Genomic DNA, 19,172 nt, shown 5'->3' with positions numbered 1-19,172 from the left:
CCGGGAAACCGGGCGCGGACGCTACGGGCCCCAGCAGGAGCCGGCGGCGCTACTCTCCCAGCAGCCGGCGGGTGAAGTCGTTGGCGAAGCGCCCGTGCGGGTCGTAGCGGCGCACCAGCTCGCCGAACCGCTCGGGACACGCCGGCAGGCGGGTGAACAGCTTGCCCCAGTGGGGCCGCGGGTCGAACGGCGCCAGCACGTCCTCCACCAGCTCGATCACGGGCAGCACGGCGGCGGGGTCCTTGACCCAGGTGAAGTGCACGGCGACGCTGTCGCGCCCATAGGAGGGGCTGAGCCACAGGTCGTCGGCGGCGACCGTGCGCACCTCGGCGATCTGGAGCACCGGCCGGATCCGCCCGCCGACGGCACGCAGCTCGCGCAGCGCGTCGGCGGCGTGCTCGCGCGGCATCAGCCATTCCGACTGCAGCTCGTCGCCCGCGCTGCTGGGCGGCGCGTCGGCCCGGAAGTGCGGCAGCCGCTCGTGCCACGGCCCGGGGACGCCGAGCTGCCCGGTGCAGCTGCCGGGTGGCATGCCGGGCACCGGGTGGCGGGGCCCGCCGGCGGCGGTGGTGCCGAACCAGTCGCCGCTGAGCTCGGCGTCACGCTTGACCCACGCGCGGGTGTCGCGCCAGTCGGTGAACAGGCTGACGCTGTAGCCGTCGGCCATGAGCTCGCCGAACGGCGCGTCGGCGGGCACGCCTTCGCGTACGTACTGCCGCAGCTCGAAGGCGGGCACCAGGTCGAGGGTGAGCGCGGTGACGACGCCGAGCGCGCCGAGGGCCACGACCGCGCCGGGGAAGCCGTCGTCGCCGCGCCGCAGCGTGACGAGTGAGCCGTCGGCCGTTACCAGCTCCAGCTCCGACACGGCCGCCGACAGGCTCGCGTTGGCGACGCCGGAGCCGTGGGTGCCGGTGGCGACCGAGCCGGCGACGGAGATGTGCGGCAGCGAGGCCAGGTTGGCCAGCGCCAGCCCGCGCGCGTGCAGCTCGGGCGCGAGCGCGGCGTAGGTGGTGCTCGCCCCGGTCCGCACCCGGCGCGCGGCCTCGTCGATCTCCACCAGGTACGGCATCCGGTCGAGGGACACCAGCTCGCCGGGGGTGTCGGCGACGTCGTTGAACGAGTGGCCGCTGCCCAGCGCCCGCACCCGGGGCGCGCCGGTGACGGCACGCCGGAGCTCGTCGAGGGAGGTGGGACGGTGCAGATGGCTTGCCCGGAACGTGGTGTTTCCAGCCCAGTTCGTCAGCGTCACGGCCCCACCTTCCCACACGGTCAGAACCCCTGGGCCAGGCGGTAGTAGGCCTGGTTCCAGCGCAGTTCCTTGGTGAACCGCTCGGTCGTGGTCTCCGCGTCGATGATCACCAGTTCGACGCCCAGCATCTCGGCCAGGTCGGTCAGCTCCTCGCGGCCGACGACCGTGGACAGCACGGTGTGGTGCGGCGCCCCGGCGGTGAGCCACGACTCGGTGGAGGTGCGCAGGTTGGGGCGCGGGCGCCACACGGCGCGGGCCACCGGCAGCTTGGGCAGCGGCTGGGGCGGCGTCACCACGTCGATCTCGTTGGCGACCAGGCGGAACCGGTCGCCCATGTCGGCCAGGCCGACGACGATGCCGGGGCCGGGCTCGGCGTCGAACACGAGCCTGACCGGGTCCTCCCGGCCGCCGATGCCGAGCGGGTGGATCTCGCACGACGGGGTGCCGGCCGCGATCGACGGGCACACCTCCAGCATGTGCGCGCCCAGGATGAGCTCGCCGCCGGGCGTCAGGTCGTAGGTGTAGTCCTCCATGAAGGACGTGCCGCCGGGCCGCTCCTTGTCAGACATCGCCTTGTCAGACATCGCCTTGAGCGTGCGCAGCAGCACCGAGGTCTTCCAGTCGCCCTCGCCGCCGAAGCCGTAGCCGTCGGCCATGAGCCGCTGCACGGCCAGGCCGGGGAGCTGGCGCAGGCCGCCGAGGTCCTCGAAGTTCGTGGTGAACGCGCGGAACCCGCCGTCCTCCAGGAAGCGGCGCAGGCCCAGCTCGATCCTGGCCGCGTAGCGCAGCGACTCGTTGCGCTCGCCGAGCAGCTCGGGGGCCACGGTGTACAGCTCGGCGTACTCCTTGACCAGCGCCGACACGTCCGCGTCGGTGGCGGAGTCCACGGCCTCGACCAGGTCGTTGACGCCATAGGTGTTGACGGAGACGCCGAAGCGGAGCTGCGCCTCGACCTTGTCCCCCTCGGTGACGGCCACGTCGCGCATGTTGTCGCCGAACCGGGCCAGCCGCAGCGTGCGCACCTCGGCCACGCCCTTGGCGGCGCGTTCCCAGGCCAGGATGCGCTCGCCCACGGCCGGGTCGCTGACGTGCCCGGCGACGGTCTTGCGGGGCACGCCGAGCCGCGTCTGGATGTGGCCGAACTCGCGGTCGCCGTGCGCGGCCTGGTTGAGGTTCATGAAGTCCATGTCGATGGAGCTCCACGGCAGCTCCACGTTGGCCTGCGTGTGCAGGTGGAGCAGCGGCTTGCGCAGCGCGTCGAGCCCGGCGATCCACATCTTGGCCGGGGAGAAGGTGTGCATCCAGGCGATGACGCCGGCGCAGGAGTCGTCGGCGTTGGCCTCCAGCATGACGCGCCGGATGGCGGCCGCGTCGGTGAGCACGGGCTTCCACTCGACGGCCACCGGCAGGGCCTCGGCGATGCGCCGCGACTGCTCGGCGACCTGCCGCAGCGTGTCCTCGCCGTACAGCCCCTGGCTGCCGGTCAGAAACCAGATGTTCAACGCGGGCTCCTCTGTCCGTAGACGTTCTGATAGCGGTCGTACAGGCGGTCGACGTCGTCGCGGGCGATCGGCAGCGGCTCGCCGAGCTGGCGGGCGACGTGCACGGTACGGGCCACGTCCTCGCACATCACGGCGGCCTTGACGGCGGCCTCGGGCGTCTTGCCGATGGTGAACACGCCGTGGTTGCGCATGAGCACGGCGGGCGAGCGGTGGCCCTTGAGCGTCTCGACGATGCCCTGGCCGATGGAGTCGTCGCCGATCAGCGCGAACGGCCCGACGGGGATCTCGCCGCCGAACTCGTCGGCCATCGCGGTCAGCACGCACGGGATGGCCTCGCCGCGCGCCGCCCACGCCGAGGCGTAGGTGGAGTGGGTGTGCACCACGCCGCCGACCTCGGGCAGGTTGCGGTAGACGTAGGCGTGCGCGGCCGTGTCGCTGGACGGCGCGTGCGCGCCCTCGACGAGGTTGCCGTCGAGGTCGCAGACCACCATGTTCTCCGGCGACAGCTCGTCGTAGGAGACGCCGGAGGGCTTGATGACGAACAGGTCCTCGCCGGGGACGCGGCCGGAGACGTTGCCCGCCGTCCAGGCCACCAGGTTGTAGCGGACCAGCTCGGCGTGCAGGTCGCTGACGGTCTTCCTCATGCTCTGGCCTCGTTCCTGATCGCGCGCAGCCGGTGCAGCGCCTTTCCGTCGCCGAAGTGCTCGTGCAGGTCCCGGTACTCGGCGTAGAGCCGGTCGTAGGCGTCGGCCCTGGCCTCGTCCGGCACGTACGCGGCCTCGGTGCGCTTGCCCATGGCCGCGGCGGCGGCCTGGATGTCGTCGTAGGCGCCCGCCGCGACGGCGGCGTGGATGGCCGAGCCGAGTGCGGGGCCCTGGTCGGAGCCGATCACCGACAGCGGGCGGCGCAGCACGTCGGCGTAGACCTGCATGAGGAAGGGGTTCTTCAGCAGGCCGCCGGCGACGACGAACTCCTCGACGGGGACGCCGGACTTCTCGAACGTCTCCACGATGGTCCGCGCGCCGTAGGCGGTGGCCTCGATGAGCGCCCGGTAGACGTCCTCGGGCCTGGTGGCGAGGGTCTGGCCGAGGACGACGCCGGACAGGTTGTGGTCCACCAGGACGGACCGGTTGCCGCCGAACCAGTCGAGGGCGACCAGGCCGTGCTGGCCGACGGCCTGCTCGGCGGCCAGCGCGGTCAGGTGGGCGTGCACGCTGACGCCCTGCTCGGCGGCCCGCCGGGTGTAGGCGGCGGGCACGAACGCGTCGACGAACCAGGCGAAGATGTCGCCCACGGCCGACTGCCCGGCCTCGTAGCCCCACAGGCCGGGCACGATGCCGTCGCGGACGACGCCGCACATGCCGGGCACCTCGGCGAGCCGGTCGCTGGGCATGATGTGGCAGGTGGAGGTGCCCATGATGGCGACCATCCGGCCGGGGGCGACGGCGTCCGCGGCGGCGGCGGTGACGTGCGCGTCCACGTTGCCGACGGCGACGGCGACGCCTTCGGGCAGCCCGGTCCAGGCGGCGGCGCGCGCGGACAGGGTGCCGGCGGGCGCGCCGAGCGCGGCCAGCCGGACGCCCTTGCCCGCGTCCTCGCCGACCTGGCCGGTGGCGAGCTTGCCGGTGAAGCCGGCGAACGCGGGGTTCAGCTCGGCGAGGAAGTCCTCGGACGGGTAGCCGCCGTCCTGGAAGATCCCCTTGTAGCCGGCGGTGCAGATGTTGCGGCTCTCGACGCCGGTGAGCTGCCAGACGATCCAGTCGGCGGCCTCGATCCACCGCTCGGCGCGCTCGTACGTGCCGGGGTCCTCCTCCAGGACCTGGAGGGCCTTGGCGAACTCCCACTCGGAGGAGATCTTGCCGCCGTAGCGGGGCAGCCAGCTCTCGCCGCGCCGGGCGGCCAGCGCGTTGATGCGGTCGGCGTGCGGCTGGGCGGCGTGGTGCTTCCACAGCTTGGGCCAGGCGTGCGGCAGCTCGGGGGTCTCGAAGCAGAGCGGCGTGCCGTCGGCGGTGGCGGGCAGCACGGTGCAGGCGGTGAAGTCGGTGCCGATGCCGATCACGTCGGCGGGTGACACCCCGGCCGCCGCGACGGCCGCGGGGACGGCGACGCGCAGCACGTCGATCCAGTCCTGCGGCGACTGCAGCGCCCAGTCGGGCCCGAGCCGGACGTCCGAGCCGGGCAGCTCGCGCTCGATGACGCCGTGGGCGTACTCGTGGACGGCGCTGCCCAGCTCGGCGCCGTCGGACACGCGGACCACCACGGCGCGTCCGGAGAGCGTGCCGAAGTCCACGCCGACCACGAACTTGTTAGCGTTCACATGTGACTCCATGGGGGTTCGATGGGGACGGCTGCCACGTGGTTCTTACCCTGCGGCGGCGGCCGGCGGTGCGGTGCTGGACCTGACGACGAAGCCGGGCGGCACGACCAGCCTCTCGTACGGGCCGGGCCCGGCGTCGAGCTGCCGCAGCAGCATCTCGATGCAGTGGCGGCCCACGACGTCGAAGTCCTGCCTGACGGTGGTGAGCGGCGGCGAGAAGAACGCCGACTCGGGGATGTCGTCGAAGCCCACGACGCTGATCCGGCCGGGCACCTTCACTCCTTCCTCGGAGAGCGCGCGCAGCACGCCGAGCGCCATCTGGTCGTTGGCGGCGAAGACGGCCGTGACCCCGGCCGTCGCGGCCAGCCGCCGGCCCGCCTCGTAGCCGGCGCGCGGGCTCCAGTCGCCGGTCAGCGGCTCCGGCACCGGCCGCCCCGCCTCCTCCAGCGCCTCGCGCCAGCCCCGCAGCCGCCCCTCGGTCTCCAGCCAGCCGGCCGGGCCGCTGACGTGCCAGACCGTCTCGTGGCCCAGGTCGAGCAGGTGGCGGGTGGCCATCGCGGCGCCCTCCGCCTGGTCGATGCGGACCACCGGGATGTCGGCCCGGTGGGTGGCCTCCACCGCGACGGCCGGCGTGCCGATCGGCAGGCTCTCCAGCGCCTGGCTGGCCGAGTGCTGCGGCGCGACCACCACGATCCCGTCGACGCCCTGGTCGGTCAGGTAGGCGATGGCGTCGCGCACGCTGTCGGCGTCGATCGACTTCAGGCTGACGATGCTGACGAAGTAGCCCGCCGTCCTGGCCGCCTGCTCGATGCCGTAGATCGTGCTGGCCGGCCCGTACAGGGTGGTGTCGAAGCTGATCACGCCGAGCGTGCGCGAGCGCCGGGTGACCAGCGCGCGGGCGGTCAGGTTGCGCCGGTAGCCGAGCCTGGTGATGGCCGCCTCGACGCGGGCGCGGGTGTCGGCCCTGACGTTCGGATGGTCGTTGAGCACGCGGGAGACCGTCTGGTGCGACACGCCCGCCTCCCTGGCCACGTCGGCCATGACAGGCAGGCGTCGCCTGGGGATCGCTCCCACGCTCTCTCCTTCCGTCGGCTAGCAGATCGTAGTGCGCGGCCGTCAGCCCGCGGCGCCGGCCCTGCGCTTGGTCCACACGTCGAAGGCGACGGCGGCCAGCAGGACGGCGCCCTTGACGAGCATGACCCGCTCGCTCGGGGAGCCGATCAGGGACATGCCGTTGTTGATCACGGCCATGATGAGGCCGCCGGTGATCGCGCCGACGACCTTGCCCACGCCGCCCTGCACGGCCGCGCCGCCGATGAAGGCCGCCGCGATCGCGTCGAGCTCGAAGCTGTTGCCGGCCGTCGGGCCCGCCTGGTTGAGGCGCCCGGCGAAGATGATGCCGGCGATCGCCGAGAGCACGCCCATGTTGACGAAGATCCAGAAGACGACCTTCTTGACCTTGACGCCGGACATGACCGCCGCCTGGAGGTTGCCGCCGATCGCGTAGATCTGCCGGCCGAAGACCGTGCGGTTGGCCATCAGCGAGTACGCCAGCACCAGGATCGCCAGCAGCACCAGCACCCAGGGCAGGTTGTGGAAGCGGGCGAGCTGCACGACCAGGAAGAGGATGACCGCGGCGCCTGCGGCCATCTTGAGCGCGAACAGCGCCATCGGCTCGACGCTCTGGCCGTAGCCGGCCCGGGCGGCGCGCGAGCGCCACTGGGCGGTGACCATGCCGGCGATGGCGACGACGCCGATGAGCAGGCTGAACAGGTCGGCGCCGCCGAGCGCGCCGAGGCCGACGTTGCCCAGGTAGCCGCTGGTGAAGCCGTTGGCCAGGGTGCGGACCTGGTCGGGGAACGGGCCGATGCCGCGGTTGCCGAGCACGGTCAGCGTCAGCGCCCTGAACAGCAGCATGCCCGCCAGCGTCACGATGAACGCCGGGATGCCGAAGTAGGCGATCCAGTAGCCCTGCCAGGCGCCGATGAGCCCGCCGGCCAGCACGGTGAGCGCCAGCGCGAGCGGCCACGGCAGGCCCATGTTGACCATGAGCACCGCGGCCAGCGCCCCGGTTACCGCGACCACCGAGCCCACCGACAGGTCGATGTGCCCGGCGATGATGACCAGGATCATGCCGATCGCCAGGATCAGCACGTAGGAGTTCTGGACGATGATGTTGGAGATGTTCTGCGGCGTGAGCAGGGCCCCGTCGGTGAGCACCGAGAACAACACGACGATGAGCGCGAAGGCGATGTAGATGCCGCTGGCCCGCAGGTTGAGCGACAGGCCGCCGAGTGACACCCGGCCGGGCCGCCGCGGCTCCCCTCCCCCGCCGCCCTGAGTGCCGGCCTGGACGCCGGCGGGCGTGATGCTGCTCATTGGAGCTACTCCTGTCCCTTGGTCATGAGATGCATGAGGCGTTCCTGCGTCGCTTCCCGGCGCGGCACCTCACCGGTGATGCGGCCCTCGGAGAGGGTGTAGATGCGGTCGCACAGCCCGAGCAGCTCGGGCAGTTCCGACGAGATCACCAGCACGGCCCGGCCCTCGTCGGCGAGCCTGTTGATGATCGTGTAGATCTCGTACTTGGCGCCGACGTCGATGCCCCGGGTGGGCTCGTCGAGGATGAGCACGTCGGGCTCGGTCAGGATCCACTTGGACAGCACGACCTTCTGCTGGTTGCCGCCGCTCAGCTTGCCGACGACGCTCGACACGCTCGGCGCCTTGATGTTCATGCTCTTGTGGAAGCGCTGGGCGACCGCGTACTCCTCGTGCTCGTCGACCCAGCCCCGGCGCGACAGCCCGGACAGCGCGGCGGCCGAGACGTTGCGCTTGATGTCCTCGATGAGGTTGAGGCCGTAGCGCTTGCGGTCCTCGGTGGCGTACGCGATGCCGTGCCGGATGGCGTCCTGCACGGTGCGGATCTCGATCGGCTTTCCGTCCTTGAAGACCCTGCCGGAGATGTTCACCCCGTACGTCCTGCCGAACAGGCTCATCGCCAGCTCGGTGCGGCCCGCGCCCATGAGCCCGGCCAGGCCGACGATCTCGCCGCGGCGCAGCGTGAGCGCCGCCCCGTCGACGACCTTGCGGCCCGGCTGGCTGGGGCTGTGCACGGTCCAGTCCTCGATGCGCAGCACCTCCGCGCCGATGGTCGGCTCGTGCGGCGGGTAGCGGTTGTCGAGGGCGCGGCCGACCATGCCGGAGATGATCCGGTCCTCGGTCACCGCGTCGGTGGCCATGTCGAGGGTCTCGATCGTGCGGCCGTCGCGGATGATCGTGACGGAGTCGGCGATCGCGGTGACCTCGTTGAGCTTGTGCGAGATGATCACGCAGGTGATGCCCTCGTCACGCAGGCCGCGCAGCAGGTCGAGCAGGTGGGCCGAGTCGTCGTCGTTGAGCGCGGCGGTCGGCTCGTCGAGGATGAGCAGCTTCACCTCCTTCGACAGCGCCTTGGCGATCTCGACGAGCTGCTGCTTGCCGACGCCGATGTCGGAGACGACGGTCGTCGGGTTCTCGCGCAGGCCGACGCGCGCCATGAGCTGGGCGGCCTCGTAGTTGGTGCGGTTCCAGTCGATGAAGCCGCGCCTGGCCCGCTCGTTGCCGAGGAAGATGTTCTCGGCGATCGAGAGCTGCGGGCTGAGCGCGAGCTCCTGGTGGATGATGACGATGCCGGCGCGCTCGCTGTCGCGGATGCCGCCGAACTCGCCCCGCTCGCCGTCGAAGTGGATCTCGCCCTCGTACGTGCCGTGCGGATAGACGCCGGACAGCACCTTCATCAGCGTCGACTTCCCGGCGCCGTTCTCGCCGCAGATGGCGTGGATCTCGCCCCGTCGCACCGACAGGGTGACGTCCTGCAGCGCCTTCACGCCGGGGAACGTCTTGGTGATCCCGCTCATCCGCAAGATGTGGTCGGTCATGTCTCAAGCCCCTCGCCCGGGAGGGCCCCGGGGGCGTGCCGCCCCCGGAGCGCGCTCCTACTTGAGCTGGTCCTCGGTGTAGTAGTCGCCGCCGATGATGACGTCCTTGTAGTTGCTCTCGTCCACGATCACCGGGTCGAGCAGGTACGAGGGGACGACCTTGGTGCCGTTGTCGTAGTCCTTGGTGTTGTTCACCTCGGGCTTGCCGCCCTTGAGCACGGCGTCGGCCATCTTGACGGTGACCTCGGCGAGCTTGCGGGTGTCCTTGAAGATGGTGGAGTACTGCTCACCGGCGACGATCGACTTGACCGAGGCGAGCTCGGCGTCCTGGCCGGTCACGACCGGGTAGGGCTGGCCGCTGGTGCCGTAGCCGCTGCTCTTGAGCGCCGACAGGATGCCGATGGACAGGCCGTCGTAGGGCGACAGGACACCGTCGACCTCGGCGCCGCCGGTGTAGGTCTTGGTGAGGATGTCCTCCATGCGCTTCTGCGCGGTGGCCGGGTCCCAGCGGAGGATGGCGGCGGTCTTGAAGTCGGTCTGGCCGCTCTTGACCTTCAGCGTGCCGTCGTCGATCTTCGGCTGGAGCACCGACATGGCGCCGTTCCAGAAGAACGTGGCGTTGTTGTCGTCGGGCGAGCCGCCGAACAGCTCGACGTTGAACGGGCCCTTCTCGCCCTTGTCGACGCCGAGGCCCTGCAGCAGCGAGGTCGCCTGCTGGACGCCGACCTTGAAGTTGTCGAAGGTGGCGTAGTAGTCGACGTTGGGGCTGTTGCGAATGAGCCGGTCGTAGGCGATGACCGGGATCTTGTTGTCGGCCGCCTGCTGGAGCTGGGAGGTCAGCGCGGTGCCGTCGATCGAGGCGACGATCAGGAGCTTGGCGCCCTTGGTGATCTGGTTCTCGATCTGGTTGGCCTGGGTGGGGATGTCGTTCTCGGCGTACTGCAGGTCGACCTTGTAGCCGAGGGCTTCGAGCTGCTTCTTGACGTTGTCGCCGTCGTGGATCCACCGCTCGGACGACTTGGTCGGCATGGTGACGCCGACGAGGGCGCCGGCGTTGCCGCCCGCGGCGGCCTCGGACGCCTCGGCGTCGATGGTCTTCTGGGCGGAGCCGCAGGCCGTCATGGTCGCGGCGAGCGCGATGGCGGACACCACGCCCCCGATTCGTCCCAACCTCATCCTTGACTCTCCTCGTATGGGGGTTGCGGTGCTAAACCGTGATAAACCGGAACAAAGTTCGCATTACGTCTGGGCTGATTGTTATCGCTAACAACGCTGGTGTCAATGGACGACGGTAACCTCCCGGAAACGGTCCGGTAACCACAGGTGGCCAGGTCAGGGGCGTCTCCGGGCCGAGAACAGCCGCTGCAGCAGGATGAAGGCGAACAGCAGGAGGCCGATGAAGATCTTCGTCCACCACGAGCTGAGCGTCCCCTCGAAGCTGAGGATCGTCTGGATCAGCCCCAGCACGAGCACGCCCAGCACGGTGCCGAACAGGAACCCGGTGCCCCCGGTCAGCAGCGTGCCGCCGATGACGACCGCCGCGATGGCGTCCAGCTCCATGCCCACCGCGTGCAGGCCGTACCCGGAGAGCATGTAGAACGACAGCAGCACCCCGCCGAGCGCCGAGCAGAAGCCGGAGATCGTGTAGACGGCGACCTTCGTCCGGCCCACCGGCAGCCCCATGAGCAGCGCCGACTGCTCGCTGCCCCCGGTGGCGTAGACGGCCCGGCCCAGCCGCGTGTAGTGCAGCACGTACGCCGCCGCCAGCACCACCACGGCCGCGATCACCACGCTCGGCGAGATCCACAGATCGGCGAACAGGTCGATCCTGGTCTGCGCGAACGCCGTGAACGTGGCGTCCTCGATCGGGATCGACTCCGTGCCGATCGTGTAGCACAGCCCCCTGGCCAGGAACATCCCGGCCAGCGTGACGATGAACGGCTGGATGTCGAAGGCGTGCACCAGCCACCCCATGAGCAGGCCCAGGCCCGACCCCACGAGCAGCACCAGCGGCACCACCACGTACGGCGGCCAGCCCGGCCCGGCCATCAGGCTCGCCGAGATCATCGTCGACAGCGCCACCACCGAGCCCACCGACAGGTCGATGCCGCCCGTCAGGATCACGAACGTCATCCCGACGGCCACGACCAGCAGGAACGCGTTGTCGATGAAGACGTTGAGCACCACCTGCCCGCTGGCGAACCCCTCGTAGCGGATCCCGCCCACCACGAACATGGCCGCGAACAGGCACCCCGTCACCAGGACCGGGACGTACCTGGCGGGGACGGCCCGCCCGCCGCCCAGGGAGAGCGTCGTCATGCCGTCACCCGCACCTTCTCCTCGGCCGGGCGGGCGGAGGACGGCCGCCGCCGGCGGTGGAACACCTTCTCGCGGAACGCCGGCGACTGCACGAGGCAGACCACCGCCACCACGAGGGCCTTGAACAGCAGCGTGGTCTCTGGCGGCACGCCGACGGAGTAGATCGTCGTGGTCAGCGTCTGGATGATGAGCGCGCCGAGCACGGTCCCGCCGAGCGAGAACCGGCCGCCGGCCAGCGACGTGCCGCCGATGACCACGGCCAGGATGGCGTCCAGCTCGATCCAGAGCCCGGCGTTGTTGCCGTCGGCGCTCGACACGTTCGAGCTGATCATGAGCCCGGCGACGCCCGCGCACAGGGCCGCGAACGCGTACACCATGACGATGATCCCGCGCGCGCGGATGCCGGCCAGGCGGCTGGCCTCGGCGTTGCCGCCGACCGACTCGATGAGCAGGCCCAGCGCCAGCCGCCGCGTCAGGAACGCGGTGATCGCCAGCACCGCCAGCACGACGAGGACGCCGAACGGCACGGTCAGCCAGTAGCCGCCGCCGATCAGCTTGTAGGCCGGGTCGTTGACGGTGATGATCTGCCCGTCGGTGATGAGCTGGGCCAGGCCGCGCCCGGCGACCATGAGGATCAGCGTCGCGATGATCGGCTGGATGCCGATCCCGGCCACCAGGAACCCGTTCCAGGCGCCCAGCAGCGTGCTCAGCCCGAGGGCCAGCACGATCGCGGTGAACACGCCCTGGTCCTGGCTGAGCTGCAGGCACGCCAGCGCGCCGGAGATCGCCACCACCGAGCCCACCGACAGGTCGATGCCGCCGGTCGCGATGACGAGCGTCATGCCGAGCGAGACCAGGATGAGCGGCGCGCCGAAGCGCAGGATGTCGATCAGGCTCCCGTACAGGTGCCCCTCACGCACCTCCACCGACAGGAAGCCGGGGATGAAGGCCACGTTGACCAGCAACAGCGCGGCCAGGATCAGGAGCGGCCAGATCAGCCGCCGCATCGCCGCCATCACGTACGGCCTCCGCTCGCGATCGTCTCCATCAGCACGTCCGTGGTGAGCTCGGGCCCGTTGGGCAGCTCGGCGACCAGCCTCCGGTCGCGCAGCACGGCGACCTTGTGGCTGAGCCGCAGCACCTCCTCCAGCTCGGCGGAGATGAACAGCACCGCCATGCCGCCGCCGGACAGCTCGGCGACCAGGCGCTGGATCTCGGTCTTGGCGCCCACGTCGATGCCGCGGGTGGGCTCGTCGAGGATGAGCAGCCGCGGCTCCAGGATCAGCCAGCGGGCCAGCAGCACCTTCTGCTGGTTGCCGCCGCTCAGGTCGCGCACCAGGTGCTCGGGGTTGGGCGGGCTGATGCGCAGCGCCTTGACATAGCGCTCGACCAGCTCGTCCTGCTGCTCGCGCGGCACCGGCCTGGTCCAGCCCCGGGTCGCCTGGAGCGCGAGGATGATGTTCTCGCGGACGGTCAGGTCCGGGATGAGGCCGTCGGCCTTGCGGTTCTCCGAGCAGAACGCGATCCCGTGGCCCATCGCGGCGCGCGGGGTGCGCAGCGACGCGGGCGCGCCGCCGACCGCCACCCGCCCACCGCCCGCGTGGTCGGCGCCGAACAGCAGCCGGGCCACCTCCGTGCGGCCCGAGCCGAGCAGCCCGGCGAGCCCGACGACCTCGCCCTCGTGGATCGTGAGCGTGAACGGCTCGATGGCCCCGGCACGGCCCAGCTCGCGGGCCTCCACCAGGGGCCGGTCGAAGGCCGCGGCCTCGCCGTGCAGCCGGTCGAGCGCGGCCAGCTCCTGGCCGATCATCTTGGCGACGAGGTCGACCTGACTGAGCTCGCGCGTCGGGTACTCGCCGACGAGCCGGCCGTTGCGCAGGATCGTCATCCGGTCGGAGATCTCGTACACCTGGTCCAGGAAGTGCGACACGAACAGGATCGCGATGCCGTCGTCCTTGAGCCTGCGCATCACCCGGAAGAGCTGGCCCACCTCGTCGGCGTCCAGGCTGGAGGTGGGCTCGTCCAGGATGAGCACCCGGGCCTCGACGTCGAGGGCGCGGGCGATCGCCACCATCTGCTGGATCGCCAGCGAGTAGGCCGACAGCGGCGCCGACACGTCCAGGTCCAGCTCCAGCCGGGCGAGCAGCTCGCGGGCGCGGGCCCGCATCCGCTTCCAGTCGATGCGGCCCCACCTGCGGGGCTCGCGGCCGATGAGGATGTTCTCCGCGACCGACAGGTTGGTGCAGAGGTTGACCTCCTGGTAGACGGTGCTGATGCCGGCCTGGCGGGCCTCCAGCGGGCTGCCGAACGCGACGGACCGGCCGGCCAGCTCGATCGCGCCCTCGTCGGCCTGGTGGACGCCGGTCAGCACCTTGATCAGGGTGGACTTCCCGGCGCCGTTCTCGCCCATGAGCGCGTGCACCTCGCCGGGCAGCAGCCTCAGGTCCACGCCGTCCAGCGCGCGCACGCCAGGAAACTGTTTGCCGATCCCGCTCATCCGCAGGACCGGCGCGGGTGTGGCCATCGCCATCCCCTTCCGGTGGCGGGGCCGGGCCGCGGCCCGGCCCCTTGGGATCAGTACTGGCGGCTGGGCAGGGCCTGCTTGGCCTGCTCCTGGGTGAACGTGGTCTCCTCGGTCACCACGCGGGGCGGCACCTGCTCGCCCGCGACGACCTTCTTGGCCAGGTCCATGAGCTGCGGGCCGAGCAGCGGGGAGCACTCGACGATGTAGTTGATCTTCCCGTCGGCCAGGGCCTGCATGCCGTCCTTGACGGCGTCCACCGTGATGATCTTGATGTCGGTGCCGGGCGTCTTGCCCGCGCCCTCGATGGCCTCGATCGCGCCCAGGCCCATGTCGTCGTTGTGCGCGTACAGCACGTCGATGTCCGGGTTGGACTTCAGGAACGCCTCCATGACCTCCTTGCCCTTGGCCCGGGTGAAGTCGCCGGTCTGCGAAGCGATGATCTTGAACTTGGGGTCGGCCCCGATGACCTCGGCAAAACCGGCCTTGCGGTCGTTGGCCGGGGCCGAGCCGGTGGTGCCCTGCAGCTCGACGATGTTGACCGGGCCGGACTCGTCCTTGTACTCCTCCACCAGCCACTGGCCGGCCTTCTTGCCCTCCTCGACGAAGTCGGAGCCGAGGAAGGTCTTGTAGAGCGAGGTGTCCTTGGAGTCGACGGCGCGGTCGGTCAGGATGACCGGGATCTTGGCGTTCTGCGCCTCCTTGAGCACGGTGTCCCAGCCCGACTCCACCACCGGCGAGAACGCGATCACGTCCACCTTCTGCTGGATGAACGAGCGGAGCGCCTTGATCTGGTTCTCCTGCTTCTGCTGGGCGTCGGAGAACTTCAGCTCGATGCCGGCGCTCTTGGCCGACTCCTGCACGGACTTGGTGTTCGCGGTGCGCCAGCCGCTCTCGGCGCCGACCTGGGAGAAGCCCATGGTGATCGAGTCGCCCGCGCCGCCCGCCGGGCCGCTGCCGGTCGAGCCGCCGTTCGAGCCGCATCCGGCCAGGGCGACGACGGCCGCCACCAGCACAGAGATCTTCTTCAACACGTGGGGGGTGTCCTTTCTGAAATTGTGAGCGTTAACATTTTGTGGACGGCGTTCACCGTCCGGCCGCTCCGCCCGTCAGCGCGGAGCGGTGCTCGCGCGCCGGACGAAGGCCGGGGGCACGACGAGCCGCTCATGCTCGCCGCCGCCCTCGATCTGGCGCAGCAGCATGCCGATGCTGTGCCTGCCGACCGCGCCGAAGTCCTGCCTGACAGTGGTGAGCGGCGGCGAGAAGAACTCCGACTCGGGGATGTCGTCGAAGCCGACGACGCTCACCTGACCGGGCACTCTCACCCCCTGCTCGGTGAAGGCGCGCAGCACGCCGAGCGCCATCTGGTCGTTGGCGACGAAGACCGCGCTCACGTCGCGCATGGCCGCCAGGCGGCGACCGGCCTCGTAACCGGAACGCGGGCTCCAGTCACCGGCCAGCGGCTCCGGCGTCTCCCGGCCGGCCGCCTTCAGCGCGGCCCGCCACCCGGCGACCCGGCCCTCGGCCTCCAGCCAGTCGGACGGCCCGCTGACGTGCCAGACCGTCTCGTGTCCCAGCGAGAGCAGGTGCTCGGTGGCGAGCCTGCCCCCTTCGACCTGGTCCACGCAGACCACCGGCACGTCGCCGGCCTCGCCGCCCTCGACCGCGACGGCCGGGATGTCGAGCGGCAGGTCGGCCAGCGCCTGGGCGGCCGACCGCTGCGGGGCGACCACCACGATCCCGTCGACGCCCTGGTCAGCCAGGTAGTCGAGGGCGTCGCGGACGCCGCTCCTGTCGATGGACTTGAGGCTGACGATGCTGACGAAGTAACCGGCCGCCCGGGCCGCCTGCTCGATGCCGTAGACCGTGCTGGCGGGGCCGTACAGGGTGGTGTCGAAGCTGACCACGCCGAGCGTGCGCGAGTGCCTGGTGACCAGCGCGCGGGCGACGAGGTTGCGGCGGTAGCCCAGCTTGTCGATCGCCTCCAGAACCCTGGTGCGGGTCTCGCCGCGCACGTTGGGATGCTCGTTCAGCACGCGGGAGACCGTCTGGTGGGACACTCCCGCCTCCCTGGCCACGTCGGCCATGACAGGCGGGCGGCGCCCCTGGATGGATGCCACAGCCGTGCTCCTTTCCGGGCTTGGGAAGACTGTGAACGTTAACAACCAGTCTCGTCAAGCGTCGGTTCGATTACGGCCGCGTCACCGGCGGCGCGGTCAGGGTTTGCGGGCCACGCCGCCCGCGATGCAGACGCCGCCCAGCGTGAGGGGAAGCTCGACCGGCTGCTCCGGCCGCCACAGCGGCACGTGCACCACGCCGGGCTCGACCGGCTCCAGCCCGTCGAAGAAGCGCACGATCTCCTTCAGGTCGCGGGCCCGCCCGGTGCCCAGCATCGCCAGCAGGACGCCCTCCAGCGCCCGCACCTCCGGCGCGCACGAGCAGAAGTGCGTGAGCTGCATGAAGCTGCCCGGCGCCAGCTTCGCCTTGTACGTGCCGACCAGCTCCTCCGGGCCCTCCTCGTCGCCCAGATGGTGCACGACGGCCACCAGCAGCAGGCCGATCGGCCGGGAGAAGTCCAGGAAGCCGGCCACCTTCGGATGCTCGAAGATCGCCTCCGGCTCGCGCAGGTCGGCGGTGATGACCCGGGTGTTGTCGTTGGTCTGCAGGATCGCGCGGGCATGGGCGAGCACGATCGGGTCGTTGTCGACGTAGACGACCTTGGCGCGCGGGTTGATCCGCTGGGCGACCGAGTGGGTGTTGTCCATCGTCGGCAGCCCGGAGCCGAGGTCGAGGAACTGGTCGATGCCCTGCTCGGTCATGTAGCGCACGCCGCGGAAAAGCATCGCGCGATTCTGCCGGGCGCCTTCGCCGCCGTCGGGGAAATGCTTCATGCCTTCCAGGGCTATCGCGCGGTCGACCGCGAAATTGTCCTTGCCGCCCAGGAAAGCGTCATAGACGCGGGCGATGCTGGGTTTGCTCGCGTCGATCTCCGGCGGCAGGTAATCCGGGTCCTGATGCGTCCAGCTGGGGGTTCCCTCGCCCATGAGCCACCTCGTCGATCGGCGTCGAATGCGTTCGGAGCATAGCGAGCGCGACATTCTCCCGCAGATCAGAATGAAACTTTCATTGGGCGATCAGCCCATTCGATGACATTCGTGCAATGGGGCAGGGAACCTCGCGCGGACGCCGATCGTTTCACCAGGAGAACGACGCGTACTCCGGAGGAGGGGCAGTGGGCTGGCACTACAGAAAGTCGATCAAGGTGGGCCCGTTCCGGGTCAACCTCTCACGGCACGGCGTCGGCCACAGCTTCGGCAACCGCCGCTTCCACGTGTCGACGACGCCCGACGGCCGCCGTCACGTCACCGTGCGCCTGCCCGGCGGCTTCCACGTGAGCAAGTCCTTCGGCAAGCGGCGCCACCACCGGCACTACCGCTACTGACGGGCAGCACGGCGAAGGCCCCGGGGACGTCCCCGGGGCCTTCGCCGATCGTGGGTGGAGCTATGGGGATTCGAACCCCAGACCTCCTCCATGCCATGGAGGCGCGCTACCAACTGCGCCATAGCCCCTTGCGATGCGACGCCAGTGTATCGGAATCTCGGCACCCCCGTGTCACGCCCAGGTGGCCGTGATACGTCTATGGGTTCATGTCTACCTTCGAAGAACATCGCCGCCTGCTGATCGGGGTGGCCTACCGGATCGTGGGCAGCATGGCCGACGCCGAGGACGTCGTGCAGGAGGCGTGGCTGCGCTGGTCCGGGGTGGACGAGAGCGAGATCGCCGACCCGAAGGCGTTCCTGGTGCGGGTGACGTCGAGGCTGGCGCTGGACCGGCTGCGATGGGCGCGCTCGCGGCGGGAGTCGTACGTGGGTCCGTGGCTGCCGGAGCCGGTGGGCACGACGCCGGACGTGGCCGAGCACGCCGAGCTGGCCGACAGCGTGGAGCTGGCGCTGCTGGTGGTGCTGGAGACGCTGTCGCCGCTGGAGCGGGCCGTGTTCGTGCTGAGGGAGGCGTTCGACCTGCCGTTCGGGGAGATCGCGGAGGTGATCGGGCGGGGCGAGGCGGCCACCCGGCAGCTCGCCAGGCGGGCGCGCGAGCACGTGCGGGAGAAGCGGCCGCGCTACGAGGCGGACCGGGCGGCCCGGCGGCGCATCACCGAGCGCTTCATCGGCGCCTCGGCGAACGGCGACCTCGGCGGCCTGATCGAGCTGCTGGCCGACGAGGTCACGCTGATCACCGACAGCGGCGGCAAGGCCAGGGCGCCGCTGCGGGTGATGACGGGGGCGGACCCGATCTCCCGCTGGCTGGTGTCGATCGGCTCGGAGGAGGGGATCGCCCGGTTCCTGGCGTCGGTGGGCACGCCGCCGGACGCGGAGCTGTCGTTCGACGTCGCGGAGGTGAACGGTGGCCCGGCGGCGGTGATCCGGGCGGCGGGACGCGTGGTGACCGTGGCGTCCCTCGTCGTCGTGGACGGGCGGATCGAGACGATCTACCTGATCGCCAACCCGGACAAGCTGACCCGCCTGGCCGTCGATCAGGCGTGAACGGCCCGCGGGATGCCGGCCTCGTCGACGAGCCGGGGCAGGTCGACGCCGGTCGCGTGGAGGATGCGGCCGGCTCCGTTGGCGCCGTCGGCGAGCAGGCCCCACAGCAGGCGCTCGCCGGTGACGGGGCCGGGCTTCCACTGGGCCACCTCGACGGCCTTGCGGGCGTGCATGGCCAGCGGGATCGCGCCGAGCGGCCCGTACAGCACGACGCGCAGCGGGCGCAGCGGCGTGCGGCGCAGCCGCCACAGGTGAGGCCGGTCGGCCCCGGCGCGGGTGCGGCGGTGCACCTCGGCGAGGTCGATGCCGAGCGTGGCCAGCAGCGCGCGGGCGTCGCCGGTGTCGACGTGCTCGCGCACGGCCTCGGGGGTGGCGGTGAAGGCGTCGAGCGTGAAGGGCCGGATCTCGGCCAGCGCGAGCAGGAGCAGGTCGGTGTCGAGGACGGGCCGGCCGGCGTCGAGGGCGAGCGTGCCGGCCCTGATCATCGTGCGGCGGGCGCCGTCGGTGAATCTCGTCAGCATCGTGTTACCTCCCGATCCGGCGGGCGTGCTTGCGGTGGGCGGACTGCCGTTTGACGCCGAGCGCGTCGGCCACCTGCTCCCAGGACCAGCCCTGGGCGCGGGCGTTGGAGACGTGCATGGCCTCCAGCTCCTCCAGCAGGACCCGGAGTGCGGCGACGGCGGCCAGGCCGGTGCCCGGGTCGCGATCGGCCGCCGCTTCGGCGAGTTCGGTGACGCTCATGCTGTCAGCATGCGCTGACAAGCACCCGCTTGTCAACACGCGCTGACACGCTTATGGCTGTCAG

At 70.9% G+C, this 19,172-nt stretch carries 18 protein-coding genes and 1 tRNA gene; 2 read left to right on the top strand and 17 right to left on the bottom strand.

The genetic code is table 11. The features are described 5' to 3' along the window. Positions 1 to 49: 49 nt before the first annotated feature. From AB0J53_RS37070 to AB0J53_RS37005, 14 genes are all read right to left on the bottom strand, one after another. Positions 50 to 1,249, bottom strand: a complete 1,200-nt coding sequence (locus AB0J53_RS37070; RefSeq protein WP_364180937.1) for an FAD-binding protein — start codon at positions 1,247 to 1,249, stop codon at positions 50 to 52. A 20-nt stretch (positions 1,250 to 1,269) separates the two neighbouring features. Further along, positions 1,270 to 2,751: an L-arabinose isomerase gene (gene araA / locus AB0J53_RS37065; RefSeq protein WP_364180934.1), complete on the bottom strand. Its 1,482-nt coding sequence runs from the start codon at positions 2,749 to 2,751 to the stop codon at positions 1,270 to 1,272. Then, entirely contained in the window at positions 2,748 to 3,395 is a 648-nt protein-coding gene (locus tag AB0J53_RS37060; protein WP_219506795.1) for an L-ribulose-5-phosphate 4-epimerase, read from the bottom strand. The genes araA and AB0J53_RS37060 overlap by 4 nt, the downstream gene beginning before the upstream one ends. After that, complete coding sequence (gene araB / locus AB0J53_RS37055; RefSeq protein WP_364180930.1) at positions 3,392 to 5,080, bottom strand: ribulokinase; 1,689 nt, start codon at positions 5,078 to 5,080, stop codon at positions 3,392 to 3,394. Before araB ends, AB0J53_RS37060 begins: the two co-directional genes overlap by 4 nt. Before the next feature lie 33 nt (positions 5,081 to 5,113). Beyond that, positions 5,114 to 6,109, bottom strand: coding sequence for a LacI family DNA-binding transcriptional regulator (locus tag AB0J53_RS37050; RefSeq protein WP_364181175.1), 996 nt, complete (start codon positions 6,107 to 6,109; stop codon positions 5,114 to 5,116). 75 nt (positions 6,110 to 6,184) lie between these two features. Next, the gene (gene mmsB, locus AB0J53_RS37045; protein ID WP_357588638.1) at positions 6,185 to 7,447 is read right to left on the bottom strand and encodes a multiple monosaccharide ABC transporter permease; all 1,263 of its coding nucleotides are present in this window, start codon (positions 7,445 to 7,447) and stop codon (positions 6,185 to 6,187) included. 5 nt (positions 7,448 to 7,452) lie between these two features. Then, positions 7,453 to 8,982 (bottom strand): multiple monosaccharide ABC transporter ATP-binding protein, encoded by a 1,530-nt coding sequence (gene mmsA, locus AB0J53_RS37040; protein ID WP_219506799.1) that lies wholly within the window; start codon positions 8,980 to 8,982, stop codon positions 7,453 to 7,455. 57 nt (positions 8,983 to 9,039) lie between these two features. Next, positions 9,040 to 10,158, bottom strand: coding sequence for a multiple monosaccharide ABC transporter substrate-binding protein (chvE, locus tag AB0J53_RS37035; protein WP_246645166.1), 1,119 nt, complete (start codon positions 10,156 to 10,158; stop codon positions 9,040 to 9,042). 156 nt (positions 10,159 to 10,314) lie between these two features. After that, positions 10,315 to 11,301, bottom strand: a complete 987-nt coding sequence (gene yjfF, locus AB0J53_RS37030) for a galactofuranose ABC transporter, permease protein YjfF (protein ID WP_364180925.1) — start codon at positions 11,299 to 11,301, stop codon at positions 10,315 to 10,317. Further along, complete coding sequence (locus tag AB0J53_RS37025) at positions 11,298 to 12,308, bottom strand: ABC transporter permease (protein WP_364180922.1); 1,011 nt, start codon at positions 12,306 to 12,308, stop codon at positions 11,298 to 11,300. Before AB0J53_RS37025 ends, yjfF begins: the two co-directional genes overlap by 4 nt. Before the next feature lie 8 nt (positions 12,309 to 12,316). Continuing rightward, complete coding sequence (locus tag AB0J53_RS37020) at positions 12,317 to 13,825, bottom strand: sugar ABC transporter ATP-binding protein (RefSeq protein WP_219506803.1); 1,509 nt, start codon at positions 13,823 to 13,825, stop codon at positions 12,317 to 12,319. A gap of 50 nt (positions 13,826 to 13,875) precedes the next feature. Continuing rightward, positions 13,876 to 14,856, bottom strand: coding sequence for an ABC transporter substrate-binding protein (locus AB0J53_RS37015; RefSeq protein WP_364180918.1), 981 nt, complete (start codon positions 14,854 to 14,856; stop codon positions 13,876 to 13,878). A gap of 75 nt (positions 14,857 to 14,931) precedes the next feature. Continuing rightward, complete coding sequence (locus AB0J53_RS37010; protein WP_364181173.1) at positions 14,932 to 15,909, bottom strand: LacI family DNA-binding transcriptional regulator; 978 nt, start codon at positions 15,907 to 15,909, stop codon at positions 14,932 to 14,934. 129 nt (positions 15,910 to 16,038) lie between these two features. Beyond that, positions 16,039 to 16,866 (bottom strand): SAM-dependent methyltransferase, encoded by an 828-nt coding sequence (locus AB0J53_RS37005; protein WP_357588642.1) that lies wholly within the window; start codon positions 16,864 to 16,866, stop codon positions 16,039 to 16,041. 188 nt (positions 16,867 to 17,054) lie between these two features. Here AB0J53_RS37005 and AB0J53_RS37000 point away from each other — a divergent pair, with 188 nt between their 5' ends. Beyond that, on the top strand, positions 17,055 to 17,264 hold the full coding sequence (locus AB0J53_RS37000) for a DUF4236 domain-containing protein (protein ID WP_219506809.1): 210 nt from the start codon (positions 17,055 to 17,057) through the stop codon (positions 17,262 to 17,264). Between the two features lie 55 nt (positions 17,265 to 17,319). Here the strand turns inward: AB0J53_RS37000 and AB0J53_RS36995 are convergent. Then, positions 17,320 to 17,392, bottom strand: a tRNA-Ala gene (locus tag AB0J53_RS36995). A 78-nt stretch (positions 17,393 to 17,470) separates the two neighbouring features. Between AB0J53_RS36995 and sigJ the strand changes: the two genes are divergently transcribed. Then, the gene (gene sigJ, locus AB0J53_RS36990; protein WP_364180913.1) at positions 17,471 to 18,367 is read left to right on the top strand and encodes an RNA polymerase sigma factor SigJ; all 897 of its coding nucleotides are present in this window, start codon (positions 17,471 to 17,473) and stop codon (positions 18,365 to 18,367) included. Here the strand turns inward: sigJ and AB0J53_RS36985 are convergent. Continuing rightward, entirely contained in the window at positions 18,358 to 18,888 is a 531-nt protein-coding gene (locus AB0J53_RS36985; protein WP_219506815.1) for a Clp protease N-terminal domain-containing protein, read from the bottom strand. The genes sigJ and AB0J53_RS36985 overlap by 10 nt on opposite strands. Positions 18,889 to 18,892: 4 nt before the next feature. Then, positions 18,893 to 19,108, bottom strand: a complete 216-nt coding sequence (locus tag AB0J53_RS36980) for a helix-turn-helix domain-containing protein (RefSeq protein ID WP_219506817.1) — start codon at positions 19,106 to 19,108, stop codon at positions 18,893 to 18,895. Between the last annotated feature and the right edge of the window lie 64 nt (positions 19,109 to 19,172).

It is taken from the genome of Nonomuraea sp. NPDC049725, assembly GCF_040674795.1.
Lineage (GTDB): Bacteria > Actinomycetota > Actinomycetes > Streptosporangiales > Streptosporangiaceae > Nonomuraea > Nonomuraea ceibae.
This window is presented reverse-complemented; position numbering and strand designations above follow the sequence as displayed.